The organism is Streptomyces sp. SID12501 (assembly GCF_010550245.1).
Classification (GTDB): Bacteria; Actinomycetota; Actinomycetes; order Streptomycetales; family Streptomycetaceae; genus Streptomyces.
Genome location: NZ_JAAGLU010000013.1, coordinates 216,387 through 241,827, shown reverse-complemented (window position 1 = coordinate 241,827; position 25,441 = coordinate 216,387). Strand labels below are relative to the sequence as shown.

Here is a 25,441-nt window from a genome sequence, read left to right as displayed (position 1 = left end):
AACGGGGAGATGAACTCCCACTCGGCATCCGAAAGTTGAGGTCGAGACACCCCACCGTTTTACTCCAGGACCCCCGGCTTTCCCACACCGGGGGCTCACCAGATCACGACTCCACACAGGCCCTAGGGCCTCGGACGGGTCGATGCCGGGGACCTGTTGTTCCTGTTGTTCCTGCTGCGCCGACTGTTCCGGTCGGAGGACGCGCGTCACCTGAAGGGTCAGGGTGCTCCCCGGCTCGCTGCTGCCCGCCGCCACGGTCTCCGCCACTACGACGGTGCCGTGCTCCCCATCGGTGATGGCAACGGACGCGACCTCGGCGGAGACTCCGGCCCCCGTGAAGTAACCGGTGACAGAGGGGTCTGCGGTGTCGCTCAACCCCTGTGCCTGCGCTGCGGCACGGCCTTGGAGGAACGCGAGCAACTGGCCGACGAGCACCGGGTCGTGGGCCCCGTCGTACAGCCAGCGCTTGCCCAGCACCCCGTGCTCGGACGTGCCTACGAGCGCCTCGTCGGCTCCGTCGAGCGGCACGCCCCGGTAGCTGAGCGGCACGTGGTAGGAGACCGGCTTCTCACCGGACGTGTCCGTGACCACCATGAACTCGATACCCACCTCCCCTTCCGGATCGTCGAGCCGAAAGCCCCCGGCTTTGGCCAACTCCGGCCCACCCGCCGCGCCGAGATACCAGGGACGCGTGGGAAGCCAGGCCGTGAGCAGTTCCAGCTTGCCGGGGGTCATGGTTGTGCGGTGGATGACAGCCATGCCTGGTGAACTTCTTCATCGGACGGAAGATTCCTCGTGGCGACCACCACATCGAGGGCTCGTGCAGCCCTTTCCGCTGTCCCGCCTCAATCAGCCGGGGGCGGCAGCTGGTGCGCCTTGCCGTCTTCGAGGGCTGATCTCAGACCGGCGCTGTACCCGTTTACTGGGGCTTGGTCGCCTTGACTGCCAGGACGATCGGGGTCGGTGCCCCGCCTTCGGCGAACCGGGTGAGCTTCAGACCGGCGTCAAGGAACGCGTGCAACAGCTCGGGAAGCGGACGGTGCATGGCGCCCACCTTGTCGCGGACCCCCTTGTTCGTCCAGGACTTCTTCGTCCAGTAGCCGCTGTCGAGGTAGCCGGGGCGGATCACCACTGCTTCCGGGTCGCTGAAGTCGGCGAATCCACCGCAGAAGCTGGGGTGGACGCCGACATGCACGAACGTGCCGCCCGGCTGGAGAACCCGTGCGGCCTCACGTAACACCGCCGGATATCCGGGCATGTCCGTGTGGACCATCATCGCGATCACGGCCGGCACGGACTCGTCCCGCAGGGGCAGTCGCTCGGCATCGGCCCGGGCGACCGGCAACCGTCCACGGGCGTGGGCCAGCATCCGCCCGGAGAGGTCGATTCCCACCGGTGTCCAGCCCAGTTCGCGAACCGGAGCCGCGTGGACGCCCGTGCCGCAGCCGATCTCCAGGCAGGTGCCGCCACCTTCACCGAGTAGGTCGCGCAGGAGGCCGCCCAGGCTCAGAGGGTGGCCGTCACCTGGGGTTCTGGCAAGAAACTCCGTCTCGTACCAGTCCGCGATCTCGTCGTATGCCGCCTTCGGCACCATCGGTTCCTCCGGTACGTCGTGGTCATTTCTCCGGAGACTGCCCGCCCGGTCCACCGCTGCCCGGAATTCCGCCCGAGGCGGAACCGCTCGGGTTCACGCTCGCCGCCCGGACAGGCCTGTCTGAGGTCCGCACACTGCTACGGCCCGCCCCGCCCAGCTGTCCGGACGGTCAGTCACACGCCCCCAGTACGCGGCGGCCTGCCCGGCCATGTGCCCCACAGGCCCTCGTCGAGTCGAAGTCGTACGGCGATACTCCCTACTCGTGGGACGTGATGATCTACGCCGGGCAGTCCCGCCAACCGGGGACCCCGTGGTCGTCACGCTCAACCAGGCCGGGATGCCCACGAGTTGTTCACGTTCTCGTTGCTGATCTTCACGCGACGGCGCGGGGCCGCGGGCGCAGGACCAACTACCGTGCCCGGAAGGTCGACGAACCGCACAGTCCCGGCACAGGGACCCGCGTGACATCTGTGCCGCACCCACGGCCTGGTTCAGATCTCAAAGTTCAGCGTTCAGAGTTCAGAGTTCGAAAAACGTTCTGGAGACAAGCTCGATGAAACTCGCCAAGCGTCTCATTCTCACCACCACCGCTCTCACCGCCGTGGCCGCCGGAACCCTCCTGAGTGCGACCGTCGGCCAGGCGGCAACCGTGCAGTCCGCCCGCCCCGGCGTCGACGCTCCCGCCGCGCTGAAGGTCCCCGACGGCAATAAGCTGACCGGCGTTTTCTCCGCCGAAGGTGTCCAGACCTACACCTGCACCGACGGCGCCTGGAAGCTGCTGGAGCCCGCCGCCACCCTCTGGGCCAAGAACGACCGCTCCCACCGCACCGTGGCCCTCCACTCCCGCGGCCCCGTCTGGGTGTCCACGGTGGACGGCAGCGCGGTCAACGCCGCGGCCATAGCCAACTCCCCGAAGACCGGCACGATCCCGGAGCTCCTCCTGCAGTCCACCGCCACCCGCGGCACTGGGGTCTTCGCGGGCGTCTCCTACATCCAGCGCCTCAACACCCACGGCGGCGTCGCCCCTGCCACGGCCTGCTCCGGCACCGACCAGGTGAGCGTTCCGTACTCCGCGACGTACACGTTCTACAAGCCCGCCAAGTAGTCATGGTTCGTCAACTTCCTTGATTCCACGGCCGGAAGCGACGTAAAGCGACTGCCCCCGGTAGCGTCAGGCACCGGGGGCAGTCGCGTCTCCTCAACGCTTGCGCCGGCGAGCTGAGGGGGCGTCATGCTTGGGCACCGCGGTCATCGCGACACCCTTGCTGCGATCGTGCGAAACCCTGGGGCGCCGGTCGAGGTGTTGATCAGGCTGCTGCGCGAGGAAGCCATCGCGGCCTGGGACACGATCTCCCGGCGCGCCCTGCCGGACGACGTAGTCGACGCCATCGTCACGCATCTCGACCACAGGCTGCGGTCAATGCTCGCCGCGCGTGATGGCGACGTCACTATCACCGTCAGCCCACCGGCCACCGGCCACCGGCCACCGGCCACCGGCCACCGGCCACCGGCCACCGGCCACCGGCCACCGGCCACCGGCCACCGGCCACCGGCCACCGGCCACCGGAGAAGGCGACGGAGTCGCATACACATAGCCCTAGGACGGAACAGCGACCCCGGCATCCGGCTCGTCGGTCCCCGGGTCCTGCGACGGTTCGCGGAGCTGCTCGCGCACGTAGTTCCAGACCACCGCGATCAGCGCGGCGATCGGTACCGCGAGCAGACTGCCCACGATGCCGGCCAGGCTGCCGCCCAACGTCACCGCCAGCAGGATCGCCCCCGCGTGGAGGCCGAGCCCACGACTCTGGATCATGGGCTGGAAGACGTTGCCCTCCAACTGCTGCACCACGACGATGATGGCCAGCACGATCAGCGCGTCCGTCAGGCCGTTGGAGACCAGCGCGATGAGAACCGCGACGAAACCGGCGAACAGCGCACCGATGATCGGCACGAACGCGGAGACGAAGGTCAGCACCGCCAGCGGGAGCACCAGCGGTACCCCGAGAATCCACAGTCCCAGGCCGATCAGGACGGCGTCGAGCAGGCCGACGACCGCCTGAGAACGCACGAACGCTCCCAGCGTGTCCCAGCCGCGCGCGGCCACGGTCGGGACGTCGGTGGCGAGCCGACCGGGCAGCTGGTCGGCGAGCCACGGCAGGAACCGCGGGCCGTCCTTGAGGAAGAAGAACATCAGGAAGAGGGCCAGGACGGCGGTGACCAGGCCGTTCACCACGGTGCTCACTCCCGTGACGGCAACGCCGACCAGGCTGCCCAGGCCGTCCTGCGCGCGGGAGACCGCGGTGTCGAAGGCCTTGTCGATCTCGGCGTCACCGATGTTCAACGGCGGCCCGGCGGCCCACTCGCGCAACTTCTGGATGCCTTCGACCACGCCGTCGGTCAGGTCGCCGGACTGGGATGCCACCGGTACCGCGATCAGTGCCACGAAGCCCAGGGCGACCAGGAGGAACAGCACGGTCACGGTCGATGCGGCCAGGGCGGGTTTCCATCCGCGACGACGCAGGAAACGGGTCGGTGGCCAGGTCAGTGTGGTCAGAAGCAGGCCGACCACGAGCGGCCACACGACCGACCACATCCGGCCCAGGATCCACAAAGTCACCGCGAGCATCAGCAGTATGAGCAGCAGCTCGGCGGAGGCACGCGCCGTCGTGCGGAGCGCGGCGCGGGTTTTCGTGGAACTCAACGAGGCAGTCACGGATGCACTTTATGGGTACTCACGTCACACAGACATGGCTGCTCACTTCCGGCCTGGGAAAACGTCCGCCGCGCACATCTCCACGGCTGCCGGGGCCATCGCCCCCGCAGCCGCCAAGAGAGCTTCCGCCGTCGCCTGATCGGCCGGCAGGAACGCCTCCAGTTTCAGTTCGGCGAGCGTCACGTCGATCGCGGTCGCGAAGGTCGTCACCGTCGTCATCAGGCGCAGCTCCCCGTACGAGGACCGCAGCCGGAGCGGGACCGCGAAACCGAGCAGGCCGTCGGTCGGCCCCGGCTCGGGGACGTACCCGGCGAGTTCGGCGCGCAGCTCCTCCAGATGACCCAGTCGTGCCAGGATGTGCCGCGCCCATTCAGCGAGGTTGTGGATACGGGGAGCCAGACCGTCGGGATGCAGCGCCAGGCGGTAGACGTTCGTGCCCGGCCCCACCAGCTCGGCGGCGGCACCCTCGGTGATCAGGTCGAATGCCGAGTTCGCGGCGATCAGGTCACCGTGCCGGTCCGCCACCAGCGCCGGATACGGCAGATGCCCGCGGAGTATGTGGTCGATCGCGGTGCGCACGGGTGCCAGTACCGGGTCGTCGAGCGAACTCTCCACGTAGACGGGCGCGTACCCGGCGGTCGTCAGCAGTTCGTTGCGCTCGCGCAGCGGCAGTTCCAGCGACTCGGCCAGGCGTACCACCATGTTCCGGCCGGGAACCGACCTGCCGGACTCGATGAAACTGACGTGCCGTTGGGTCGTGCCCGCCCGCAGAGCCAGATCGAGTTGGCTGACATGGCGGCGGGTACGACGTTCGCGCAGAGCGCTGGGGAAGTCCATGGCGTCCGTTGTAACGGGGACCGTGGGGGCCCGGCCATTCCTCGCAGGGAATTGTCGCCCCGCACACCGACAAAGACGATCTCCGGCATGGACATCGGCGTACTGCTTCCGACCGGAACCGCCCAGTGGGGCGAGACCGACGACCCCCGAGAGCTGATCGGCTTCGGCCGTCGGGCCGAACGGCTCGGCTTCTCCTCGCTCTTCGTCAACGACTCCCTGATCAGCCCGCGCGTCGAGGCCCTGACGATGCTGGCCGCACTCGCCCCGACGACGGACGCCGTGACTCTGGGGACGGCCGCACTGCTGCCGTTCCTCCGGCGGCCGGTCCAGGCCGCACAGTCACTGGCCTCGATCGACCTGCTGTCCGGCGGCCGGCTCACCGTGACCGTCGGTGCGGGCTTCCCGGGTCGTTTCGGACAGCCCCTGTACACGCTTTCCGAAGTGCCCTGGGCAAGGCGCTTCACCAGGCTGGACGAGACCGTCGCGCTGTGGCGGGCCCTGTGGGACGGCGCGGACCGCTTCCACGGCCGGATTCTCCGGCTCGACGACATCCCGCCCATGACCAGGCCGTTCCGCACCGGTGGCCCGCCCGTCTGGCTCGGGGGCGCGACCCGCTCGGCGCTGGCCCGGACCGGCCGGATGTACGACGGATGGATGCCCTACCCGCCCGACCCCGCCGACTACGCGTCGGGTGTGGCCGCCATCCGCTCCGCGGGTGCCGATGCCGGCCGGGCGGCCGAGGACATCACCTGCGCACTGTTCGTCTCGGTACGGATCGACGACGATGGCGATGACGGTGCCGAACGCGGTCGCCGGGCGATGGACGCCTACGCCCAGGCCACGTACGGCATGCCGCTCGAGCAACTGGAGAAGATCCAGGCAGTCGTCACCGGCTCCGCCGCCCAGGTCCGAGAGCGCCTGGGACAGTACGCAGCCGCCGGTGCTCGGCACATCGTCACCCGTCTCGGGGCCCTTGGCCTGCGCTCCCAGCGCGACCAGCTGGAGCGGGTCGCAGAACTGATCCCCGCTCTGCGAGCCGAGACGGAAGGGTCACGAGCCTCCTGAGGTACCGCTCTCCCGGGCCTCAAGAAGCTCGTCGGCGTGCTCGATCGCCCAGCGGCCGAGAACCGTCATCGGGCCCTCGACCAGACTCCGTCCCAGGCCGGTCAGGGCGTACTCGACGCGAGGCGGCGCCTCGGCGTGTGCGTGGCGGTCGAGCAGGCCGGCGGCGAGCAGACGGTGCAGGGACTCGGTGAGAACCTTGTCGCTGATGCCACCGATCGCGCTGCGCAGCTCACGGCGTCGGCGTGGCCCCACACGAAGTGCCGCCAGCACCACGGGATCCCAGGTGTGGGTGAAGAGATCAGTGGCCGCGCGCAGACGGCAGTCGGCGACGAAATCGAGGCAGTGGGCGTCGTGATCAGTCATCTCGCCGCCCATCATCCTGTGTCGCTCACGCACCAATCGGTGCGTAACGCCCTGCATACCGTGCCTACCCAACCAATCACGGTTCGAGAGGCAGTGAGGCAGTGACGATGCGTATCGGGATCCTGGGAACAGGGACACTCGCGGCGGCCCTGGGCGAGGGCTGGGCACGGGCGGGGCATGAGGTGGCGATCGGCGGGCGGTCGCAGATGAAGGCGGAGCAGCTTGCCGAGCGGCTGGGGCACGGCGTGCTCGCCGTCCCGCCGCGTGAGGTGGTCGTCGGGCGCGACGCGGTGCTGCTCGCCGTCTCCTGGGACGGCGTCGAGGACGCGCTGAAATCGGTGGGCGCGGCAGACGGCGTACTCGACGGGACACCGTTGATCGATCCCACGAACGCCGTGACACACGGTGTCGGCACTCTGCTCACCGGAAACGGGGAGTCGATGGCGGGGCGGATCGCCGGGCTCGCTCCAGGAGCCCGGGTCGTGAAGGCGTTCCATCTCTTTCCCGCCGACCGGTGGACGAGCCCGCCCGATGACGGCCGGTCCCGTGTCACGGTGGCGATGTGCGGCGACGATGCGACGGCACTGGACGTCGTCGGCGAGCTGGTCCGTGACGTCGGCGGGATCCCGGCGACTCTGGGGGCGCTGGACCGCGTCCGTCAGCTGGAGGAGGTGGCGGGATTCGTCATCGGCCTCGCCTTCGCAGGCTTCGACCCCAACTCCGCCATCCCTCAGGTCCCCTCAGTCCCCTCAGCCTCCTCGGACGACACACCCACCAGCTCACACGGGTAGCCATACCCTTCCCGTCCGCCCGGCGGTCGGCGATCCGCACCGCAGGGGCTGTTGGCCGGGCACGGAATTGCCTGGAACCCTAGTGCGTTGAGGGGAGTGGGCATGGGACGCCGGCGGTGTGCGAGCCGAGCAGCCCGAGTGACCGAGCTGACACGAATTGGAGGGGCCTCGATGGCTGCGCAGACGCAGAGGGCGGTGCTGGCGGGTGGATGCTTCTGGGGGATGGAGGACCTGATCCGCCGGCTCCCGGGCGTGACGGCGACCCGGGTCGGATACACCGGCGGGGACGTGGCGAACGCGACGTACCGGAACCATGGCACGCACGCGGAGGCCATCGAGATCCTTTTCGACCCCGAGACGACCGGTTTCCGCGCGATCCTGGAGCTCTTCTTCCAGATCCACGACCCGAGCACCAAGAACCGCCAGGGCAACGACCTCGGCCTCAGCTACCGCTCGGCGATCTACTACGTCGACGACGAGCAGAAGCGCATCGCCGAGGACACGATCGCGGACGTGGACGCCTCCGGACTGTGGCCGGGCAAGGTCGTCACCGAGGTGGAGCCGGTCGGCCCCTTCTGGGAGGCCGAGCCCGAGCACCAGAACTACCTGCAGCGTTACCCGGACGGCTACACCTGCCACTTCCCACGCCCCGGATGGCGGCTGCCCGCCCGCGCGGAGAGCTGACCGCGAGACGGCCCGGCGGCAGGCCGAGGCGCTGTGGCTGGGCCGTTCCTGCGCTTGCTCGCGGGGCTGGGGACGAGGACGAGGACGAGGTAGGTCGAGTTCGCTGGGCGCGGTCGAGATCTCCGTGACGTACGGGGTCGGGGCGTCCGGGCTGAGTGCGGCGGCCCGCGCTATCTCCTCGCGGGAGCGCTGCAGCAACCGGGTGAAAGCTGCTACAGATTTTCTATTCATTTATAGTCATCTCTGGTCGTGTGTCTCACTTATTGTGGGCGTGTGAAGCTTTCGGAGTGGGCGCGTCAGCAGGGCGTGAGCTACCAGACCGCCTGGCGGTGGGTGAAGGACGGGAAGATGCCCGTCCCGGTGCGCCAGGCGCCGTCCGGGACGTGGCTGGTCGATGAGTCCGCTGTCCAGCCGTCCGGACGCGTGGTGGCGTACTGCCGCGTATCGTCGGCCGACCAGAAGGCTGATCTGGACCGGCAGGTGGCCCGGGTCGTGGCCGGTGCGAACCGGCAGGGCCTGGCCGTCGCCGAGGTCGTGACCGAGGTCGGGTCGGGGCTGGACGGGCGGCGACGCAAGCTGCACCGGCTTCTCGCCGACCCGGCCACGGCCGTGATCGTCGTCGAACATGGTGACCGCCTCGCCCGGTTCGGCGTCGAGCACCTGGACGCCGCACTGTCGGCGTCCGGGCGGCGTCTGGTCGTCCTCGATCCCGCCGAGACTGCCGATCCCGCCGAGAGCGCCGATGACCTGGTGCGGGACATCACCGAGGTGCTGACGTCGATGTGTGTCCGCCTGTACGGGCAGCGGGCGGCGAAGAATCGCGCCGCCCGCGCGATCGCCGCCGCGACCGGCGAGGCCGCCGAATGAAGAGGTTCCAGGCGCAACCCGGTTTTGTGGTGCAGGCCTACCGCTTCGCCCTGGACCCGAACTCCGCCCAGGAGACCGCGCTGCGTTCGCACTGCGGCGCCGCCAGGGCCGCGTACAACTGGGCCGTGGGTTGGGTCGAGGCGTCGTGGTGGCAGCGCAGGGCCGAGGAGACGTACGGGATCGGTGAGGCGGATCTGACCGACTGGCGGCCGTGGTCGCTCCCGTCGCTGCGGAAGGCGTTCAACGAGGCCAAGCACACCGACCCGCGGTTCGCCTCCTGGTGGGAGGAGAACTCCAAGGAGGCCTACAGCACCGGCCTGGCGGGCGCCGCCACCGCGTTCGACAACTACGCCAAGTCCAAGCGCGGTGCCCGCAAGGGCAAGCAGGTCGGGATGCCCCGCTTCAAGTCGAAGCGGAAGGCCCGCCTGTCCTGCCGGTTCACCACCGGCACGATCCGTGTCGAGACCGGCCGCCGTCATGTCACGCTGCCGCGCCTGGGGACGATCCGCGTCCACGAGCCCACCGGCAAGCTCCTGCACCGTGTGCAGGCCGGGACGGCCCGGATCCTGTCCGCGACGGTCCGGCACGAACGAGGGCGCTGGTTCGTCTCGTTCCAGGTGGAGGCCAAGCGCGACCTCGTCCGCGTGACCCGCCCCGGTGTCGCGGTCGGCATCGACCTCGGCATCAAGACGCTCGCGGTCATGGCCGACAGCACCGGGGAAATCCGTCAGGTGCCCAACCCGCGCCACCTGAACACCGCGCTCAAGCAGCTCCGCCGCGCCTCCCGCGTCGTCTCCCGCCGCCGGGGACCGGACCGCCGCACCGGACAGAAGCCCTCCCGCAGGTGGGAGAAGGCCAACACCGCCCGCAACAAGGTTCACCACCGGGTCGCGAACCTCCGCGAAGACGCCCTGCACAAGCTCACCACCACGGTGAGCGCCGAGTACGGCACCGTCGTCGTCGAAGACCTCAACGTCGCCGGCATGGTGAAGAACCGGCGCCTGGCCCGGCACATCGCCGACGCCGGGTTCGGCGAGATCCGCCGCCAGCTCACCTACAAGACCCGCCAGCGCCACGGCACCCGCATCATCGCGGCCGACCGCTGGTTCCCCTCCTCCAAGACCTGTTCCGGGTGCGGCGCGGTGAAAGCCAAGCTGCCGCTGCACGTCCGGACCTACGAATGCGACGCCTGCGGCCTGGTCATCGACCGGGACGACAACGCCGCACTCAACCTCGCCGCACTCGCGGCGGCCTGCACCACTGGTACCGGAGTGGCCGGAGACCAGGACACCGCCAAGGTGTCGAAGCCCCGTGGAGCCGACCGGAAGACCCGCGCCACCCGTCCCCGCCTCAAGGCGGGGACGGGGCGGGCAGGTGGCGCAACCCTGCCGCACCAGCGGCAGACAGAAACGGGAGACCGTCGTCAGGACACCGGAGCACTCACGCTCTGGTGACACCGGCACGGACCTTCCGGGCAGAAATGCCCGGAATGCCGAGAGCTGATGAGGCTCAAAGCAACGGCAGGCAAGACATGATCGTGCCACCCACGTGCCACCCGGTGTCCGCCTACCCCCGGAGCCCCTCGCGGACGCTCCCCGAACCATTCCTTGCCCGGTCCCCTGCCCTAGCTACCCCCTCCCTCAGCGCAGCAGCGTCGCCGGGTTCCCGCCGTTCGCCTCGTATCCCGCCACGGCCAGCGCCCGGTACACCGCGAACTCCGACGCCGGGTCGGCGGTGAGGGTCCAGGGGAGGGCGCCCACATGGCCGTCCACGTGCACCAGCTGGCTCATGGCCTCCGCCCAGCGCTCGGAGCGCACCAGGAAGAAGATCAGCAGATGCCGTACGTGAGCGAGCATCGGGTCGCCCGGCCGGGCCGCGTGGACCGCGTACAGCGCGCCGTGGATCGACTTCGTCACCACCTCGCTCTGGTAGAAGCCGCTGACCAGGTTCACCTCGGGCAGGTGCTCGAAGACCGCGAACAGGGGCATCGCCGCCAGCAGCGAGCCCTGCGGAGCCCGGGCCGCCGCCGCTTCCGCGAACGACATCGCCAGCGCGCGTGAGCCGTGCCACTTCTCGCACCAGTAGTGCAGGGCCGCGAGATGCGCCCCCATGTGCTCCGGCGCGCGGTCGAGGATCTTCAGCCAGAGCTGCTCGAACTCCGGCCGGGAGTAAGCCAGTCCGCGCGCCACCGACAGCTCGACGATGTACGGGACCGGGTCACCGGGGGAGAGGAGCGCCGCGTCGCCGCACGCCGCCCTCGCCTCCTCCATGATGATCCGGAACTCGTCCGTGCCGGGCGTCGACGTCCGCCACGCCTGCTGCACCAGGAACTCCGCGTGCACCGCAGCGCCGCCCGCGTCTTTGGGCGTCTCCGTCCGCCACACCCGCAGCCACTGGCCGCCCGGCGACTCGCTCACCCCGCCGGGTCGCTGCCGCAGCTCCAGCGACGCGGCGCCCGCGAAGGCCTGCACGCGCTGCCAGCGCCGCTCGCCGTCTTTCTCCGTGCCCGCGAGCAGCTGCGCCGCCGCTCTGTAGTCCTGCGTGCGCTGCACGACGTCCAGGACGTCCAGGAGATCCTGGTCGGGGCCCGGCATACGGATGTCCAGCGCCTCCTGCCGGACGAAGCCGTAGTTCGCCGGGTCCGCGGCGTCCGGGTCACCGGGGGCGACCTGCTGAATACCGGCACTCCTGCGCCGTACGAACGGCAACACGACGAAGCCCAGCATGACCAGCGCCATCAGGACCCAGAGAATCTGCATGTCCCAAGCGAACCAGACGCCTCTGACAATTGGCGAACCAGGCCCGCCCAGCACCGGACCCCGGGGCGGTGGCCGTCAACAAACCCTCGGGCGCATTACCCTCGGTGCACATGAGCGACAGGCACATCAGTCAGCACTTCGAGACCCTCGCGATCCACGCGGGCAACACCGCGGATCCCCTCACCGGCGCGGTCGTCCCGCCGATCTACCAGGTCTCGACCTACAAGCAGGACGGCGTCGGCGGGCTGCGCGGCGGCTACGAGTACAGCCGCAGCGCCAATCCGACCCGTACCGCCCTCGAAGAGAACCTCGCCGCCCTGGAGGGCGGTCGCCGCGGTCTCGCGTTCGCGTCCGGACTGGCGGCCGAGGACTGCCTGTTGCGTACGCTGCTCAGCCCCGGCGACCACGTGGTCATCCCGAACGACGCCTACGGCGGCACGTTCCGCCTCTTCGCGAAGGTCGTCGCCCGATGGGGCGTGGAATGGTCGGTCGCCGACACCAGCGACCCCGCCGCCGTACGGGCCGCCCTCACCCCGAAGACCAAGGCCGTCTGGGTGGAGACCCCCTCCAACCCCCTCCTCAACATCACCGACATCGCAGCCGTCGCCCAGATCTCCCGCGAGGCCGGCGCCCGGCTCGTCGTCGACAACACCTTCGCCACGCCCTACCTCCAGCAGCCGCTGGCCCTCGGCGCGGACGTCGTCGTGCACTCCCTGACCAAGTACATGGGCGGCCACTCCGACGTCGTCGGCGGTGCGCTGGTCACCGGTGACCAGGAACTCGGCGAGGAACTGGCGTACCACCAGAACGCGATGGGCGCCGTCGCCGGCCCCTTCGACTCCTGGCTGGTGCTGCGCGGCGCCAAGACGCTCCCCGTGCGGATGGACCGGCACAGCGAGAACGCCACCAAGGTCGCCGACATGCTCACCCGGCACGCGCGCGTGACGCGCGTTCTCTACCCGGGGCTCCCGGAGCACCCCGGTCACGAGGTCGCCGCCAAGCAGATGCGGGCGTTCGGCGGCATGGTGTCGTTCCAGGTCCAGGGCGGCGAGGAGGCGGCCGTCGAGGTCTGCAACCGCGCCAAGGTGTTCACGCTCGGCGAGTCCCTCGGCGGCGTGGAGTCCCTGATCGAGCACCCGGGGCGTATGACGCACGCGTCCGTCGCCGGGTCGGCCCTGGAGGTTCCGGGCGACCTCGTACGCCTCTCCGTGGGCATCGAGAACGTCGACGACCTGCTGCAGGACCTCCAGCAGGCCCTCGGCTAGACCGGCCTCTCACCAGCCGGTAAGGGGTGGAGTCGTCTTCGACGGCGGCTCCACCCAGGGATGGGTCATCCCCGCCCACACGCTGAAGACGATCACCGCGAAGAGCAGCAGCAGCCACATCAGCCGCCGCGCCGCCTGCCTGCGCCGCAGCATGCGGCTGCCACGCCGTACGACCTCCGCGTACAGGTCGGGGGGCACCGGGGGCGGCGTACCCTCCATGCGCTGCCGCGCGGCGACCTCACGGTCCCGCCGGGTCACGACGGCACCACCTTCGGCCCGGCCACGGCCGGCGCCGGGCCCCGCGGCGGATGCAGAAGCGTCGCCGTCGCCCGGTCGCAGATCGCGTGTACGCGCTCATTCGGCAGACCGAGCAGCGCCGCCGTCTGCTCCTCACCGACCCCCTCGTGCAGCCGCAGAACCAGGACCAGCCGTTGCTGGGGGGTGAGCATGGCCAGGGCGCTGCCGGGATGCGGGCGGGCCCGGCCGAGACCGCCGTACTGGTGCCAGGCCCCGTGCGCGAAGCGGACGGCGAGATACTGGCGGGCCCGGTCGTACGGGTCCTCGCCGCGCATCCGGTCCCAGCACGCGTACGTGTGCGCGAAGGCGTGCGTGAGCAGGCGCCGCGCGCGCGGGTTGTCCTGCGGCGCCTCCGCCGTGAGCAGCGTGGCCGTGTGCAGCAGCCGGCCCGCCGCGCCCGCGACGAACGCCTCGAAGTCCCTGGCCGGTCCGGCGCCCTGGGACACCTGCCGTTCTCGCACCGTGCCTCCCGCCGTACGACAAGGACCCCGGTCTCATCTGAGGCCAGGTGCCGCCCGCCGGTCAAGAGCCCGGACGCAGGAGCCGTCAGGAGTCGGTCAGGAGGCGGACTCCGGTTCCCCCACCGGGATGCCCTGGGAGGCCTGACGGGCGGAGAGCGCCGTGTTGAAGCGCGTGAGGAGCGTGCAGAACACCTCGCGCTCCTCCGGCGCCCACTCCTGCGTCAGCTCGGCCATCAACTGACGCCTCGACGAACGCACTTCCTCCAGCCGCGAGAGCCCGCGCGGTGACAACTGGAGGACCACGGCCCGCCCGTCCTCGGGGTGCGAGGTGCGCTTGACGAGGCCCGTGTCGACGAGCGGAGCCACCTGCCGGGTGACCGTCGACGAGTCGATGCCCATGCTCGCGGCGAGCGCCTTGACGCCCATCGGGCCTTCTTTGTCGAGGCGGTTGAGCAGCAGATACGCGGCACGGTCCATCGAGTTGCGCACCTGCCCGACTCCCCCGAGCCGGGTCTGTTCGGCACGGCGCGCGAACACCGCGACCTCGTGCTGCAACGTGTCGAGGAGACCGCTGTCACCGACGGTCGTCATGTCCATCGACATTTCAGGTGTTGTGGGCATGGCCGGGGGCTCGCTTCATCAAAGGGGGTGCTGGGTTGGGGGACAGGGTACGCGGCCGAAAGGCGGCCCGTACCGACGCTGCGAAAACCGATCTCGGAGCTTGGTCACACCGCGAGCGCGCGCCTGTGAACTGCGAGACTTGAGTCATGAGCTACAGCACGGCTGACTCCTTGCACTCCCTGAGGCCCGTCACGCTCGACGACGTGCGCGGTGCCCAGAAGATGCTCATGGGTGTGGCACGGGTGACGGCCATGGAGGGCAGCCGGTATCTGTCCCAGCTGGTGGGTGCGCCGGTGCACCTCAAGTGCGAGAACCTCCAGCGGACCGGGTCCTTCAAGCTGCGGGGAGCGTACGTCCGTATCGCCGGGCTGCTGCCCGAGGAACGGGCCGCCGGTGTCGTCGCGGCCAGTGCCGGCAACCACGCGCAGGGGGTCGCGCTGGCCTCGGCGCTGCTCGGCGTGCGTGCCACCGTGTTCATGCCGCAGGGGGCCCCGCTGCCGAAGATCAGCGCCACCCGCGAGTACGGCGCCGAGGTGAGGCTGCACGGTCAGGTCGTCGACGAGACACTGATCGCCGCCCAGGAGCACGCGGACCGGACGGGCGCGGTGCTGATCCACCCCTTCGACCACGCCGACATCATCGCCGGGCAGGGCACGGTGGGCCTGGAGATCCTGGAACAGTGCCCCGAGGTACGCACGATCCTCGTCGGCATCGGCGGAGGCGGCCTGGCCGCCGGGATCGCGGTCGCCGTGAAGTCGGTGCGGCCCGACGTAAGGATCGTGGGCGTACAGGCGGCGGGAGCCGCCGCGTATCCGCCCTCGCTGGCGGCCGGCCGGCCGGTGTCGGTCGCCAACCCGGTCACGATGGCCGACGGGATCAAGGTCGGGCGGCCCGGCGACGTGCCGTTCGGGATCATCGGCGAGTTGGTCGACGAGGTCCGCACGGTCAGCGAGGACGAGCTGTCGGCCGCGCTGCTGCTCTGCCTGGAGCGCGCCAAACTCGTCGTGGAACCGGCGGGGGCGAGCCCGGTCGCCGCGCTGCTGAGCGAGCCCGGGGCCTTCGCGGGGCCGGTCGTCGCGGTGCTTTCCGGCGGCAACGTCGACCCGGTGCTGCTTGAGCGCATCCTGCGTCACGGCATGGCCGCACAGGGCCGCTACCTGGCGGTTCGCCTGCGGCTGACGGACCGGCCCGGCGCCCTCGCGACGCTGCTCGGGGTGTTGTCAGTGGTCGACGCTAACGTGCTCGACGTGAGCCATGTCCGAACCGATCCGCGACTCGGGCTCACGGAGGCGGAGGTCGAGCTGCACCTGGAGACGAAAGGGCCGACGCACTGCGCCGAGGTCGGTCTGGCACTGCGCGAGGCCGGTTACCTCGTCATCGACTGAGGTCACTCACGGGTCACTCACCCGGACGGGTGGCCTCCGGAAAAAATGTATTGAGAGACGCGATACATCGCGTTATGGTGTGTGTCGCGCCACTGCACCGCACTCTCATCCGCTCTCGCCGGCTCTCTCATCCTTCTCCTGTCTCTTGCTCACCGGGCGGGACGAAGGAGAAAAACCCAGGCTTTTGCGGTATTCCCCAACGACGTGGAGAACAGATATGCCAGGCGCCATCTATGCCGAAGGCCTGGTGAAGACCTTCGGTGACGTAAAGGCTCTGGACGGCGTCGATCTGGACGTCCCGGAGGGCACGGTCCTCGGTCTGCTCGGGCCGAACGGAGCGGGCAAGACCACCACCGTCCGCTGTCTGACGACCCTGCTGCGGCCCGACAGCGGCTCGGCCGTCGTCGCGGGCATCGACGTCCTGAAACACCCCGACGCCGTCCGCCGCTCCATCGGCCTCTCCGGCCAGTTCGCGGCGGTCGACGAGTATCTGACCGGCCGCGAGAACCTCCAGATGGTCGGTCAGCTGTACCAGATGAAGGCGAAGGCGGCGAAGGCCCGCGCGGCCGAACTGCTGGAGCAGTTCCACCTCGCGGACGCCGCCGACCGACCCGCGAAGACCTACTCCGGTGGCATGCGCCGCCGGCTCGACCTCGCGGCGGCCCTGGTCGTCTCGCCGCCGGTGATGTTCATGGACGAACCGACGACCGGCCTCGACCCGCGCAACCGTCAGCAACTGTGGGAGGTCATCAAACAGTTGGTCTCCGGAGGGACGACGCTGCTGCTGACCACGCAGTACCTGGAGGAGGCCGACCACCTCGCGCACGACATCGCGGTGGTCGACCACGGCCGGGTCATCGCCCGCGGCACCTCCGACCAGCTCAAGGCCCGCACCGGCGGCGAGCGCGTCGAGGTCGTCGTGCACGAGCGCGAGCACATAGCGACCGCGTCCGAGGTGCTGGGCGCCTTCGGCAAGGGCCAGGGCGAGGTCACCGTCCAGGAACACATGCGCAAACTCACCGTGCCCGTCACCGGCGGCGCGAAGCTCCTCGCCGAGGTCATCCGTGAACTGGACACCCGCGGCATCGAGATCGACGACATCGGCCTGCGCCGCCCGACCCTCGACGACGTCTTCCTCTCCCTGACCGGCCACCTGGCCGAGGTGAAGGACGAGGAGAACGGCGGGAAGCAAGGCGGGAAAGACAACGGAAAGGAGACCGTCCAGTGAGTGCCGTCACCGACGCGGTGCCCGCAACGGCGCCCACGAATCCCTTCAGCCAACTGATCCGCGACTCCCTGGTCATTGCGAAACGCAACCTGCTCCGCATGACCAGGATTCCCGAGATGGTGATATTCGGGCTGATCCAACCGATCATGTTCGTGGTGCTCTTCGCGTATGTCTTCGGTGGTTCGATGAACATCGACGGCTCTACGGACCCCGGCACCTACCGCGAGTTCCTGATGGCCGGCATCTTCGCCCAGACCGTCACGTTCGCCACGGCGGGCGCCGGCGCGGGCATCGCCGACGACATGCACAAGGGCCTCATCGACCGCTTCCGTTCCCTGCCCATGGCGCGCGGTGCGGTGCTCACCGGGCGCACGCTCGCCGACCTCGTGCAGACGGCGCTCACCCTGTTCGTGCTTGCGGTGGTCGCGCTGCTGGTCGGCTGGCGCACGCACACCAACATCGGTGAGGTGCTCGGCGCTTTCGGGCTGCTGCTCCTGACGGGATACGCGTTCACCTGGATCGGCGCCCTGATCGGCCTGTCCGTGCGTACGCCCGAGGCGGCGACGTCCGGCGGACTGATCTGGCTCTTCCCGGTCACCTTCGTGTCGAACGCGTTCGTGGACTCCAGCCGGATGACCCCCTGGCTGCGTCACGTCGCCGACTGGAACCCGTTCAGCGCCACCGTGCAGGCCTGCCGACAACTGTTCGGCAACCCCGGCGTCTCACCGTCGGACGCCTGGCCCATGCAGCACCCCGTGTGGGCCTCGGTCATCTACTCGATCCTGATCGTCCTCATATTCAGGACCCTGGCGGTCCGCAAGTACCGCTCCGCCACGGCATGACGGCGACCCGGGCATGACGATGCCCCCGGCGCCCACTGGGCGCCGGGGGCTCGTAAGGGCCGAGGCAAGGGATTCCGACGGGTCCGAAGGGTCGGTGAGGGCCGGTTCCGGGAGGTCAGCTCTGGTAGGGCACTGCCTTCAGGATCTTCACGGAGGCGAGCTTGCCGTTGGGCAGCTCGTACTGCGCGTCCGCGCCGACCTTCTTGTCGCTCACCCCGCGGCCGAGCGGAGACTGCGGCGAGTAGGTCTCGATGTCGGAGCTGGCGTACTCGCGCGAGGCGAGCAGGAAGGTCAGCGTGTCGTCCTCGTCGCCGTCGAAGGCGATGGTCACGACCATGCCGGGCGCGACCGCGCCGTTGGCCGCCGGAGCCTCGCCGACCTTCGCGTTCTCCAGGAGCTGGGTCAGCTGGCGCACACGGAGCTCCTGCTTGCCCTGCTCCTCCTTGGCGGCGTGGTACCCGCCGTTCTCGCGCAGGTCGCCCTCCTCGCGTGCAGCGGCGATCTTGGCGGAGATCTCCGTGCGCGCAGGACCAGTAAGGTGCTCAAGCTCGCCCTTGAGCTTGTTGTACGCCTCCTGGGTCAGCCAGGTGACGTTCTCGCTGGTCTGGGTCACAGGTGCTCCTCGTAGGTACTGGGAATACAAAGCAACGCCCTACCAGAAGAATGTTCCTCCACGGATGGGCGAAACCACGAGCCTAACAATTCAGCGGCGGCAGGGGGAGGACATAAGCCATCAGAAAAACGTCAGCGCAGGTCAGCGCTTGTGTGATGAGTGTGACCCCGTTGATGACCCCTGCTGATGCCCCCGACGGCGGCCTCAGTCGCTGTGACAGCCGAGCAGCTCGGCCGTGGTCCCCTGGGACGTCGTCCGGAGCGTGACGAGCCTGTCGATGCGGGTGGCGTCACCGTCGAAGCGGAAGTCGGCGCGGCCGACCTCGGCACCGTTCTCGGCCTGGGAGCGAACGGTGCAGTAGCCGTTCGTGCCGGAGTCCTTGCGGACCTCCAGATGAACCTTGACCGAGTCGTCGTACGTCTTGAAGGCGATGATCTCGGCGCTGATCTTGTTGCCGACAACGTAGTGATAGCCGAACCAGCCGACCACGACGAGCAGTACCGACCCGAGGACGGCGGCGGCGACCCTGAGCCTGCGGTCGGCGCGCTCGTCCGTGGAGCGGCCGTACCGTCCCTCGGGGAGTCGCGAGGTCGCCGTACTCATGATCGTCCTCTCCGCGAAGGCCCGGAAAGCCCGGCCCCGGAATTATTGGCCGCCCGGTTCGGTCACTATAGAAGCCGCTCATCGCACCCGCTCACACCGGGCGCCGACTTACGAGGATTGAGTCTTGACTGACCAGCTGCGACTGATGGCCGTGCACGCGCATCCCGACGACGAGTCGAGCAAAGGTGCGGCCACCATGGCGAAGTACGTGTCCGAGGGGGTGGACGTGCTCGTCGTGACCTGCACGGGCGGGGAGCGCGGGTCCATCCTCAACCCGAAACTGCAGGGCGACAAGTACATCGAGGAGAACATCCACGAGGTACGCAAGAAGGAGATGGACGAGGCCCGCGAGATCCTCGGCATCAAGCAGGAGTGGCTCGGTTTCGTCGACTCCGGCCTGCCCGAGGGCGACCCGCTGCCCCCGCTCCCCGAGGGCTGCTTCGCCCTGGAGGACGTGGACAAGGCGGCCGGGGAACTGGTGAAGCAGATCCGCTCGTTCCGTCCGCAGGTGATCACGACGTACGACGAGAACGGCGGGTACCCGCACCCCGACCACATCATGACCCACACGATCTCGATGGTGGCCTTCGAGGGCGCCGCGGACCCCGAGACCTACCCGGAGTCGGAGTTCGGCGCGGTGTACCAGCCGCAAAAGCTGTACTACAACCAGGGCTTCAACCGGCCGCGTACCGAGGCGCTGCACAACGCGCTGATCGAGCGCGGAATGGAGTCGCCGTACGGGGACTGGCTGAAGCGGTGGTCGGAGTTCGAGCGCACCGAGCGCACGCTGACCACGCATGTTCCGTGCGCGGAGTTCTTCGAGATCCGCGACAAGGCGCTGCTCGCGCACGCCACGCAGATCGACCCCGACGGGGGCTGGTTCCGGGTGCCGATGGAGCTTCAGCGGGAGGTCTGGCCGACGGAGGAGTACGAGCTGGCGAAGTCGCTGGTGGACACTTCCCTCCCCGAGGACGACCTCTTTGCGGGCATCCGCGACAATGCCTGACATGAGCGCAAGCACAAGCCTGGCAATGACGCATCTCCTTCCGTTCGCGGCGGAGGTCGACGAGGACAAGGTGACCCCCGGTGTCCTCGGCTTCATCGTGTTCGCGGTGATGGCTCTCGCCGTGTGGGCCCTGATGAAGTCCATGAGCAAGCAGATGGGCAGGATCGACTTCAAGGAGGCGCCGGACCCCGAGAAGACCCCCGACGCCGCCAGGGAAACGGCCGACGGAGCGACTGACGGCGCGGCCAGGGGATCGGCCGGCGGATCGGCCAAGGGTTCCGCGCAGGAGTGAGGCCGCACCGGGTGCCCGGCACCCGGTGACCGCTCCTCCCGCCCTACCGCCGGCCTGCCGCCTCCACCGGTACCCCCATGACCTCCCGGGCGTGCCGGTTGGGGATCATGCCCAGGCGCCACCCCTGCCAGCCCGACTCCAGGGCCACGCCGCGCTCCAGGAGGAGCTGGTAGGCGTCGACGAAGTCGTCGAGCTTGTCGTCGCGGGACGGGTGGCGGCTGCGCGAGAGCTGGGTCAGTTCCTCCTGGGCCACCGCCGTGCCGATGTCGACGCCGCCGGGGGCCGCGTACGGCAGGAGGGTGCAGCGCAGGAAACGCGCCCAGTCCTCGCCGCGCCGGTCGCCGTACGAGGTGAACAGGCCGATCGCCTCGTCGCACAGGGCCAGCGCCTGCTGGGTGCGGGCGTTGCCCGCGTCGACGATCGCCAGTTCCAGGCAGGTCCAGGCCTCCCCGTGGGCCACCCCGATGCGCTGGAAGTCGGCGCGGGCGTCCACCAGGAGCTGGCGGGCGAATCCCGAGTTGCGCAGCGAGCCCGTCTGGACGGCCCGCTGGTCGCGGGTGACGCGGGCCGAGTGATGGCGGGCGCAGGCCAGGCCGTAGACGTCCCGGATGCGGGAGAACATGGTGCGGGAACGTTCCAGCTCGCGGACCGCCAGATCCAGGTTGCCCGTCTCCTCCAGGGACTGGCCCAGGTAGTAGACCGACCACGCCTCGCCGCGCGCGTCCTCGTTGTCCCGGTGGACCGCCGCCGCCCGGCGCAGCCCGTCCACCGCTGCCGACGCGTCCCCGGCGACCAGCCGGGCCCGGGCCAGCTGGGTCAGGGCCCAGGCTTCGCCACGGGCGTCGCGCGTACGGCCGTACAGGTCGAGGGCCGTGCGCAGTTCGGACTCGGCGCGCGGTACGTCGCCCATCCGCAGGCCCAGTTGGCCGAGCTGGAAGTGGGCCCACGCCTCGCCGTGGATCGACTCACCCTCCTTGTGGAGGACCAGGGAACGGGTCAGCAGGTCCCACGCCTCGGCGAGGTGGGAGCGGTCGCGTTCGACGGCGGCGAGGGCGTGCATCGTCCAGGCGCGGTCGGTCGCCAGTTCGGGCGCCTGCTGGAGCTCCAGGGCCTCCTGGAGCTTCGCCGCCGCCTCGACCAGGTTGCCCTGGTGGTGCAGCGTGATGCCGAGCGAGCACAGTGCCCGCGCGGCGCCCGCGTCGTGGTGGGCCTCCATGTACAGCTCGACGACCGAGGTGAGCGTCGTGCGTGCCTTGTCCAGCTCGCCCAGCTGCCGGGCCGCGATGCCCGTACGCCACTGCACCGAGCGGACCAGCAGGCCCTGGTCCACCGACTCCGCCAGCTCGCTGATCTCGCCGAGCCGGTAGAGGTCGCCGCGCAGCAGGCAGTAGTCGCACAGCGCGCCCAGCAGGTTGAGCACGGCGGCCTGGTTGACGCCGTCCGCGTGCCGCAGCGTCGCCGTGATGAAGCTCGACTCGTCGTCCAGCCAGCGCAGCGCCTCGTCGAGGGAGGTGAAGCCGTGCGGGCTGAAGCGGTCCGAGCGGGTCGACATGTTGCCGTCGACCAGGCGCAGCACCGAGTCGGCCAGCTCGCCGTAGCTCACGATCAGCCGTTCCTGCGCGGCCGTGCGCTCCGCCGGTTCCTCCTCGTCCAGGAGACGGGCCTGCGCGAAGGCGCGGACCAGGTCGTGCAGGCGGTAACGGCTGCCCCGGACATGGTCGATCAGGCCCGCGCGGGCGAGCGCGTCCAGCTGACGGGTCGCCTCCGTCCGGTCCGTGGCCAACAGGGCCGCGGCAGCCGCCGCGCCGAGCGAGGCCCGCCCGGCCAGCGCCAGCCTGCGCAGCAGCCGTCGGCCCGGTTCCGACTGGTCGGTGTAGCGCAGCCACAGCACCCGCTCCACCGGCTCGACCGGGCCGTACGCGCCCAGGTCGGCGGCCAGCCGGCGCTGGCTGCGCGGACCGAGCGAGGAGCCCGCGACGCGCAGCGCCAGCGGCAGCCCGCCGCACAACTCCCTTATCCGCTCGGCGGATTCGGCATCGTACGGACTCGATCCCGACCCTGGCTCGGCCTGCGCGGACGCGTTCAGCAGTTCCTCCGCGCCTGCCGCGTCCAGGGGCTCGACGGCCAACTGGTGCACCCAGAAGGGCAGTTCGGCCGGAAGGTCGAGGGGCTCCCGGGCGGTGACGATGACGAGGCTGTCGGAGCGCTCCGGGACGAGCGTGCGGACCTGCTCGGGGTCCTGGGCGTCGTCCAGGACGATCGTCACCGGGACCCCGGTGAGGTGCTGGTTGTACAGCTCGCTCAGCCTTCTGACCTGCTGGTCCGGTGACGAACGCTCACGGAAGAGCGACTGCTCGCGGGAGGCGCCGAGCCGGTTGAGGAGATACAGCAGGGCGTCGCGGGTGGGCAGCGGTGGCTCCTTCGGGCTGTCGCCGCGCAGATCCACCACGCACGCCCCCCGGAACTGGTCCCGCAGATCGTGCGCCGCGTGGATGGCGAGCGCGCTGCGGCCACTGCCGGACGCGCCGTGCAGGACGACCAGGGTCGGCCGGGTCTCCGTACTCGCCCGGGCCGAGTGCACCCACTGCCGGATACGGGCCAGTTCCTGCCGCCGGCCCGCGAACGGCTCGTCCGGGTCCGGGAGTTGGGCGAAGGACTGATCGAGGACGCTGCGCGTGCGGGCCGCCGCGCTCTTGTCGCTGCCGCGCAGCCTCGGCCCCGACTTCTTCGGCCCGGTGGACGCGCTGAGCACCCGCTGCTGGTCGAGGAACGGACGGATGCCGCGTACCTCCAGCGCCGTCAGCCAGGTCAGCCGCAGTTGTTCTGGACCGCCGGGCTGGCTCACGGCGCCGGCCCGGTGGTGGGCGGCCGGCAGATGGGAGGCGGTCACCTTGAGGACGGTCGCGGCGGCGCCCACGACGCCCACGGTCAGCGCCGCCCCGACGGCGGTGCCGGTGCCGGTGCCGAGCGCCAGGTCGGCGACGCCTGCCGTGAGCGCGGCAACAGCCGCCACCAGCAAGGGAGTTCCGGCACCCTCCCGGGCGTAGCGCTGTCCGAAGGTGAGCTGCCCGGCCTTCGCCTCGTCGAGCGCCCGCGTGTACGCCGCGTACTCCTCCGCGGACGACTTCGCCATGGTGTCCAGCGCCCCGCGCGCCCGTGTGAGCAGCACGCCCCCGTCCGTACGCCCCCCGGACCGCCGCACCTCTTCCTCCACGGCCCGGCCCAACAGCCGCTCGGCTTCCGCCCGGTGGCTGTCCTGCATGGTGTGTCCCCCTCTGGCGTCAACTCTTTTATCTATGAGTGTCCTTCGGAGGAGGCGTGAGCGCGAGAGGGCGGCGATCACGAACGGCCGTGGCGGTGAGAGATCCAGAACTCTGTAGGGCGCTGGATGATCACAAAGTGATCACCAGTGCTGGATCGTGCCTCACTTTCAGAAAACGGCCTAGAAAGTATCAACACCTCCGTAGCTTCTTCCCAGGAAAAGAGGGGGTCGTGGTGCGCGAGGATCACGCGACGTTGGTCGCATTGGGGTTCAACTCTGACGAGCTTGAGGCGATGGGGCTGGACAAACCCGCGACCGCGGAGCCGTCTCGGCTCATGGACGCCTACCTGCGACGCAGTACCAAGAAGGAGGACCTGACCACGATTCGTGGGCACGTGCGAGAGCTGGTTCGCTGGGTGCAGGCAGAAGGTCTTCAGATTCGGCACATCTGGTTCGAGCAACTCTCGGCATCCAAGACCTATGTGCGGCGCAGGGAGTTTGAGAAGGCCACGCAAGCCATCATGAATGGCAAGTCCAAGACGCTGGGCGTGTGGAAGACGGACCGCTTCGACCGGCGCGGCATGGGGGCGGTGGGGCGAATGCTGGACGAGTTCGACCGCAGGCAGGCACGGCTCGTTTCCGTCACGGAGGGGTTAGTAGCTGCTCGGCAAGGAGTGTGTACGAGGTCGAATTAGCTCGATCGTGTGATGGTCGGCTTCCGGGCTTGCGGTGCCCTGGGCCGTTTGGGTTAGCGTGGTTGTGCGACCTGGGACACCGGGTACGGCGTCAGCGTGCGGGGCCCCTGCTCCACCAGTGGATGGTTCAGGGCCTCTCCGTCGCCTCTGGCCGTACCCACCTGGCCAGGTCGCGTAGGGAACTGGCCTCCCGGGCCAGGACCACGCACAGGATGCGTGTCGCCGCCCCGGGGTCGAGTACGCCGGGGACCAGCTCGCCCAAGACCGTTCGGGGCGCGCGGCTGAACGGACTCACTCCCGCTCAGTCCACAGGAACGGTTACGGAGAACCACTACGCAGCGAACTGGGCGAGATCGTCATGTGTGGGACCGGGGTTGTGACCCCGGACGAGTGGTTTCGGATCAAGGCCCTCATTGCTGAACGGACCGATGCGCGTTGGGCCAGGGGAAAGCCGGAGGCGAAGTATCTCGGCACGAGCATCTACCGGTGTGGCCGGATGAGGGACAAGACGGGCACCGGAAGGCTCGATCCGTGCGGTGGCCCAATGAGCCAGCGTGGCGGCCGCTACCGGTGCGAAGTCCGGCAGACGCGCGGCAGGTCGGTCTGTGAGGGTTCGATGACCCTCGCTGGACGTATTGACCACGCGGTCGGGCATGCCTGGATCGACCACATCACCGCCCTTGAGCCAGACGCACCAGTCATTGCCGAGATTGCTCGCCGGTGGATCGCGTTCACGGATCCAGAGACGCAGGCGAAGAAGAAGGAAACGCAGAGGGCACTTGAAGCGGCGCAGAAGCGTGTGGAGAAGCTTGAAGAGGACTTCTACGTCTACGGGAAAATGGACGAAGGGCGCTTCGAGGAACTGAGCGAGGGGCAGCGCGCAGTCATCGAGAACGCGACCGCGATGGTGGAATCACTGGCATCGGAAGGTGAGCCTGTCCTGCATCCCGATGCTCTGAAGGAAGCGTGGGAAGGAGCAGACATGGTCGATAAGCGGATGCTGTTGAAGTGCGCGCTCGGGGCCGAAGGCATCACGGTCAGGCCGGCGTCGAGGCAGGGGGACCCCACGCCGATCCTGGAACGGCTGGAGTTCGACTGGCTGTGACTTCAGAGTTCACGGGTGCTTGAGGGCGATCCGTGAGGTTCGTGCGCCATGCATGTGGCGTGGGTGCGTGCGCATTGCGGCGTGCGCGAGGAT

At 69.4% G+C, this 25,441-nt stretch carries 25 protein-coding genes and 1 pseudogene; 14 read left to right on the top strand and 12 right to left on the bottom strand.

The annotated features are described in order from the left end of the window. Nucleotides 1-330 precede the first annotated feature (330 nt). A pseudogene (locus tag G3I71_RS51150) lies at nucleotides 331-759 on the bottom strand (1,4-alpha-glucan branching protein); the annotation flags it as partial. Between the two features lie 160 nt (nucleotides 760-919). Then, a complete protein-coding gene (locus G3I71_RS18100; RefSeq protein WP_164315814.1) occupies nucleotides 920-1,594 on the bottom strand; it encodes a class I SAM-dependent methyltransferase in 675 nt (224 codons plus the stop codon). Nucleotides 1,595-2,147: 553 nt separating this feature from the next. Between G3I71_RS18100 and G3I71_RS18095 the strand changes: the two genes are divergently transcribed. Next, entirely contained in the window at nucleotides 2,148-2,699 is a 552-nt protein-coding gene (locus G3I71_RS18095) for a DUF3455 domain-containing protein (protein ID WP_164315813.1), read from the top strand. A 492-nt stretch (nucleotides 2,700-3,191) separates the two neighbouring features. Here the strand turns inward: G3I71_RS18095 and G3I71_RS18090 are convergent, their stop codons facing one another. Both G3I71_RS18090 and G3I71_RS18085 read right to left on the bottom strand, forming a co-directional pair. Further along, a complete protein-coding gene (locus tag G3I71_RS18090) occupies nucleotides 3,192-4,307 on the bottom strand; it encodes an AI-2E family transporter (RefSeq protein ID WP_164315812.1) in 1,116 nt (371 codons plus the stop codon). Nucleotides 4,308-4,349: 42 nt separating this feature from the next. Next, the gene (locus tag G3I71_RS18085) at nucleotides 4,350-5,144 is read right to left on the bottom strand and encodes a helix-turn-helix domain-containing protein (protein WP_164315811.1); all 795 of its coding nucleotides are present in this window, start codon (nucleotides 5,142-5,144) and stop codon (nucleotides 4,350-4,352) included. 87 nt (nucleotides 5,145-5,231) lie between these two features. Between G3I71_RS18085 and G3I71_RS18080 the strand changes: the two genes are divergently transcribed. Beyond that, the gene (locus G3I71_RS18080; RefSeq protein WP_164315810.1) at nucleotides 5,232-6,209 is read left to right on the top strand and encodes an LLM class flavin-dependent oxidoreductase; all 978 of its coding nucleotides are present in this window, start codon (nucleotides 5,232-5,234) and stop codon (nucleotides 6,207-6,209) included. On the opposite strand, the gene G3I71_RS18075 is transcribed toward G3I71_RS18080, so the two are convergent. Continuing rightward, nucleotides 6,195-6,572, bottom strand: a complete 378-nt coding sequence (locus G3I71_RS18075) for a helix-turn-helix domain-containing protein (protein ID WP_203730625.1) — start codon at nucleotides 6,570-6,572, stop codon at nucleotides 6,195-6,197. The genes G3I71_RS18080 and G3I71_RS18075 overlap by 15 nt on opposite strands. A 107-nt stretch (nucleotides 6,573-6,679) precedes the next feature. On the opposite strand from G3I71_RS18075, the gene G3I71_RS18070 reads away from it, so the two are divergent. The 4 genes from G3I71_RS18070 to tnpB all read left to right on the top strand — a co-directional run bounded on the left by G3I71_RS18070 (nucleotide 6,680) and on the right by tnpB (nucleotide 10,368). Then, on the top strand, nucleotides 6,680-7,363 hold the full coding sequence (locus tag G3I71_RS18070; protein ID WP_164315808.1) for an NADPH-dependent F420 reductase: 684 nt from the start codon (nucleotides 6,680-6,682) through the stop codon (nucleotides 7,361-7,363). A 171-nt stretch (nucleotides 7,364-7,534) separates the two neighbouring features. Continuing rightward, nucleotides 7,535-8,047: a peptide-methionine (S)-S-oxide reductase MsrA gene (gene msrA / locus G3I71_RS18065; RefSeq protein WP_164315807.1), complete on the top strand. Its 513-nt coding sequence runs from the start codon at nucleotides 7,535-7,537 to the stop codon at nucleotides 8,045-8,047. Between the two features lie 273 nt (nucleotides 8,048-8,320). Continuing rightward, nucleotides 8,321-8,914: an IS607 family transposase gene (locus G3I71_RS18060; RefSeq protein ID WP_164315806.1), complete on the top strand. Its 594-nt coding sequence runs from the start codon at nucleotides 8,321-8,323 to the stop codon at nucleotides 8,912-8,914. Further along, on the top strand, nucleotides 8,911-10,368 hold the full coding sequence (tnpB, locus tag G3I71_RS18055; RefSeq protein WP_164315805.1) for an IS607 family element RNA-guided endonuclease TnpB: 1,458 nt from the start codon (nucleotides 8,911-8,913) through the stop codon (nucleotides 10,366-10,368). Before G3I71_RS18060 ends, tnpB begins: the two co-directional genes overlap by 4 nt. A 186-nt stretch (nucleotides 10,369-10,554) precedes the next feature. Here the strand turns inward: tnpB and G3I71_RS18050 are convergent, their stop codons facing one another. Continuing rightward, nucleotides 10,555-11,673 (bottom strand): hypothetical protein, encoded by a 1,119-nt coding sequence (locus tag G3I71_RS18050; protein ID WP_164315804.1) that lies wholly within the window; start codon nucleotides 11,671-11,673, stop codon nucleotides 10,555-10,557. Between the two features lie 110 nt (nucleotides 11,674-11,783). On the opposite strand from G3I71_RS18050, the gene G3I71_RS18045 reads away from it, so the two are divergent. Then, the gene (locus G3I71_RS18045; protein ID WP_164315803.1) at nucleotides 11,784-12,938 is read left to right on the top strand and encodes a cystathionine gamma-synthase; all 1,155 of its coding nucleotides are present in this window, start codon (nucleotides 11,784-11,786) and stop codon (nucleotides 12,936-12,938) included. Nucleotides 12,939-12,947: 9 nt separating this feature from the next. Here G3I71_RS18045 and G3I71_RS18040 read toward each other — a convergent pair whose 3' ends face one another. The 3 genes from G3I71_RS18040 to G3I71_RS18030 form a co-directional block, all read right to left on the bottom strand. Then, on the bottom strand, nucleotides 12,948-13,196 hold the full coding sequence (locus tag G3I71_RS18040) for a hypothetical protein (RefSeq protein WP_164315802.1): 249 nt from the start codon (nucleotides 13,194-13,196) through the stop codon (nucleotides 12,948-12,950). Further along, nucleotides 13,193-13,696 (bottom strand): sigma factor-like helix-turn-helix DNA-binding protein, encoded by a 504-nt coding sequence (locus G3I71_RS18035; RefSeq protein WP_343242992.1) that lies wholly within the window; start codon nucleotides 13,694-13,696, stop codon nucleotides 13,193-13,195. Before G3I71_RS18035 ends, G3I71_RS18040 begins: the two co-directional genes overlap by 4 nt. 96 nt (nucleotides 13,697-13,792) lie before the next feature. Further along, nucleotides 13,793-14,299 carry a MarR family winged helix-turn-helix transcriptional regulator gene (locus tag G3I71_RS18030; RefSeq protein WP_164315801.1) on the bottom strand — a complete coding sequence of 169 codons (507 nt, stop codon included), beginning with the start codon at nucleotides 14,297-14,299 and terminating at the stop codon, nucleotides 13,793-13,795. 164 nt (nucleotides 14,300-14,463) lie between these two features. Here G3I71_RS18030 and ilvA point away from each other — a divergent pair, with 164 nt between their 5' ends. The 3 genes from ilvA to G3I71_RS18015 all read left to right on the top strand — a co-directional run bounded on the left by ilvA (nucleotide 14,464) and on the right by G3I71_RS18015 (nucleotide 17,772). Next, a complete protein-coding gene (gene ilvA / locus G3I71_RS18025; RefSeq protein WP_164315800.1) occupies nucleotides 14,464-15,702 on the top strand; it encodes a threonine ammonia-lyase in 1,239 nt (412 codons plus the stop codon). Between the two features lie 217 nt (nucleotides 15,703-15,919). Continuing rightward, nucleotides 15,920-16,930 (top strand): ATP-binding cassette domain-containing protein, encoded by a 1,011-nt coding sequence (locus G3I71_RS18020; protein ID WP_164315799.1) that lies wholly within the window; start codon nucleotides 15,920-15,922, stop codon nucleotides 16,928-16,930. Continuing rightward, nucleotides 16,927-17,772, top strand: a complete 846-nt coding sequence (locus G3I71_RS18015; RefSeq protein ID WP_164315798.1) for an ABC transporter permease — start codon at nucleotides 16,927-16,929, stop codon at nucleotides 17,770-17,772. The genes G3I71_RS18020 and G3I71_RS18015 overlap by 4 nt, the downstream gene beginning before the upstream one ends. Before the next feature lie 115 nt (nucleotides 17,773-17,887). On the opposite strand, the gene greA is transcribed toward G3I71_RS18015, so the two are convergent. After that, a complete protein-coding gene (greA, locus tag G3I71_RS18010) occupies nucleotides 17,888-18,385 on the bottom strand; it encodes a transcription elongation factor GreA (protein WP_164315797.1) in 498 nt (165 codons plus the stop codon). Nucleotides 18,386-18,589: 204 nt separating this feature from the next. Continuing rightward, nucleotides 18,590-18,988 carry a DUF4307 domain-containing protein gene (locus tag G3I71_RS18005; RefSeq protein ID WP_164315796.1) on the bottom strand — a complete coding sequence of 133 codons (399 nt, stop codon included), beginning with the start codon at nucleotides 18,986-18,988 and terminating at the stop codon, nucleotides 18,590-18,592. Nucleotides 18,989-19,133: 145 nt separating this feature from the next. Here G3I71_RS18005 and mca point away from each other — a divergent pair, with 145 nt between their 5' ends. Together mca and G3I71_RS17995 are read left to right on the top strand one after the other, a co-directional pair. Continuing rightward, nucleotides 19,134-19,994, top strand: a complete 861-nt coding sequence (mca, locus tag G3I71_RS18000) for a mycothiol conjugate amidase Mca (RefSeq protein ID WP_164315835.1) — start codon at nucleotides 19,134-19,136, stop codon at nucleotides 19,992-19,994. Next, nucleotides 19,987-20,286 (top strand): hypothetical protein, encoded by a 300-nt coding sequence (locus G3I71_RS17995; RefSeq protein ID WP_164315795.1) that lies wholly within the window; start codon nucleotides 19,987-19,989, stop codon nucleotides 20,284-20,286. Before mca ends, G3I71_RS17995 begins: the two co-directional genes overlap by 8 nt. A gap of 43 nt (nucleotides 20,287-20,329) precedes the next feature. Here G3I71_RS17995 and G3I71_RS17990 read toward each other — a convergent pair whose 3' ends face one another. Continuing rightward, entirely contained in the window at nucleotides 20,330-23,548 is a 3,219-nt protein-coding gene (locus tag G3I71_RS17990) for a tetratricopeptide repeat protein (RefSeq protein WP_164315794.1), read from the bottom strand. A gap of 230 nt (nucleotides 23,549-23,778) precedes the next feature. Here G3I71_RS17990 and G3I71_RS17985 point away from each other — a divergent pair, with 230 nt between their 5' ends. Then, nucleotides 23,779-24,243, top strand: coding sequence for a recombinase family protein (locus G3I71_RS17985; RefSeq protein WP_164315793.1), 465 nt, complete (start codon nucleotides 23,779-23,781; stop codon nucleotides 24,241-24,243). 376 nt (nucleotides 24,244-24,619) lie between these two features. Continuing rightward, complete coding sequence (locus tag G3I71_RS17980; protein ID WP_164315792.1) at nucleotides 24,620-25,348, top strand: hypothetical protein; 729 nt, start codon at nucleotides 24,620-24,622, stop codon at nucleotides 25,346-25,348. Nucleotides 25,349-25,441: the final 93 nt, after the last annotated feature.

What these genes read in the sequence shown, in the direction of transcription:
- G3I71_RS18100 (WP_164315814.1), bottom strand. Translation starts at nt 1,594, where the DNA reads ATGGTGCCGAAGGCGGCATACGACGAGATCGCGGACTGGTACGAGACG.
- G3I71_RS18095 (WP_164315813.1), top strand. Translation starts at nt 2,148, where the DNA reads ATGAAACTCGCCAAGCGTCTCATTCTCACCACCACCGCTCTCACCGCC.
- G3I71_RS18085 (WP_164315811.1), bottom strand. Translation starts at nt 5,144, where the DNA reads ATGGACTTCCCCAGCGCTCTGCGCGAACGTCGTACCCGCCGCCATGTC.
- G3I71_RS18080 (WP_164315810.1), top strand. Translation starts at nt 5,232, where the DNA reads ATGGACATCGGCGTACTGCTTCCGACCGGAACCGCCCAGTGGGGCGAG.
- G3I71_RS18075 (WP_203730625.1), bottom strand. Translation starts at nt 6,572, where the DNA reads ATGACTGATCACGACGCCCACTGCCTCGATTTCGTCGCCGACTGCCGT.
- G3I71_RS18070 (WP_164315808.1), top strand. Translation starts at nt 6,680, where the DNA reads ATGCGTATCGGGATCCTGGGAACAGGGACACTCGCGGCGGCCCTGGGC.
- msrA (WP_164315807.1), top strand. Translation starts at nt 7,535, where the DNA reads ATGGCTGCGCAGACGCAGAGGGCGGTGCTGGCGGGTGGATGCTTCTGG.
- tnpB (WP_164315805.1), top strand. Translation starts at nt 8,911, where the DNA reads ATGAAGAGGTTCCAGGCGCAACCCGGTTTTGTGGTGCAGGCCTACCGC.
- G3I71_RS18050 (WP_164315804.1), bottom strand. Translation starts at nt 11,673, where the DNA reads ATGCAGATTCTCTGGGTCCTGATGGCGCTGGTCATGCTGGGCTTCGTC.
- G3I71_RS18045 (WP_164315803.1), top strand. Translation starts at nt 11,784, where the DNA reads ATGAGCGACAGGCACATCAGTCAGCACTTCGAGACCCTCGCGATCCAC.
- G3I71_RS18030 (WP_164315801.1), bottom strand. Translation starts at nt 14,299, where the DNA reads ATGTCGATGGACATGACGACCGTCGGTGACAGCGGTCTCCTCGACACG.
- ilvA (WP_164315800.1), top strand. Translation starts at nt 14,464, where the DNA reads ATGAGCTACAGCACGGCTGACTCCTTGCACTCCCTGAGGCCCGTCACG.
- G3I71_RS18020 (WP_164315799.1), top strand. Translation starts at nt 15,920, where the DNA reads ATGCCAGGCGCCATCTATGCCGAAGGCCTGGTGAAGACCTTCGGTGAC.
- G3I71_RS18005 (WP_164315796.1), bottom strand. Translation starts at nt 18,988, where the DNA reads ATGAGTACGGCGACCTCGCGACTCCCCGAGGGACGGTACGGCCGCTCC.
- mca (WP_164315835.1), top strand. Translation starts at nt 19,134, where the DNA reads ATGGCCGTGCACGCGCATCCCGACGACGAGTCGAGCAAAGGTGCGGCC.
- G3I71_RS17995 (WP_164315795.1), top strand. Translation starts at nt 19,987, where the DNA reads ATGCCTGACATGAGCGCAAGCACAAGCCTGGCAATGACGCATCTCCTT.
- G3I71_RS17990 (WP_164315794.1), bottom strand. Translation starts at nt 23,548, where the DNA reads ATGCAGGACAGCCACCGGGCGGAAGCCGAGCGGCTGTTGGGCCGGGCC.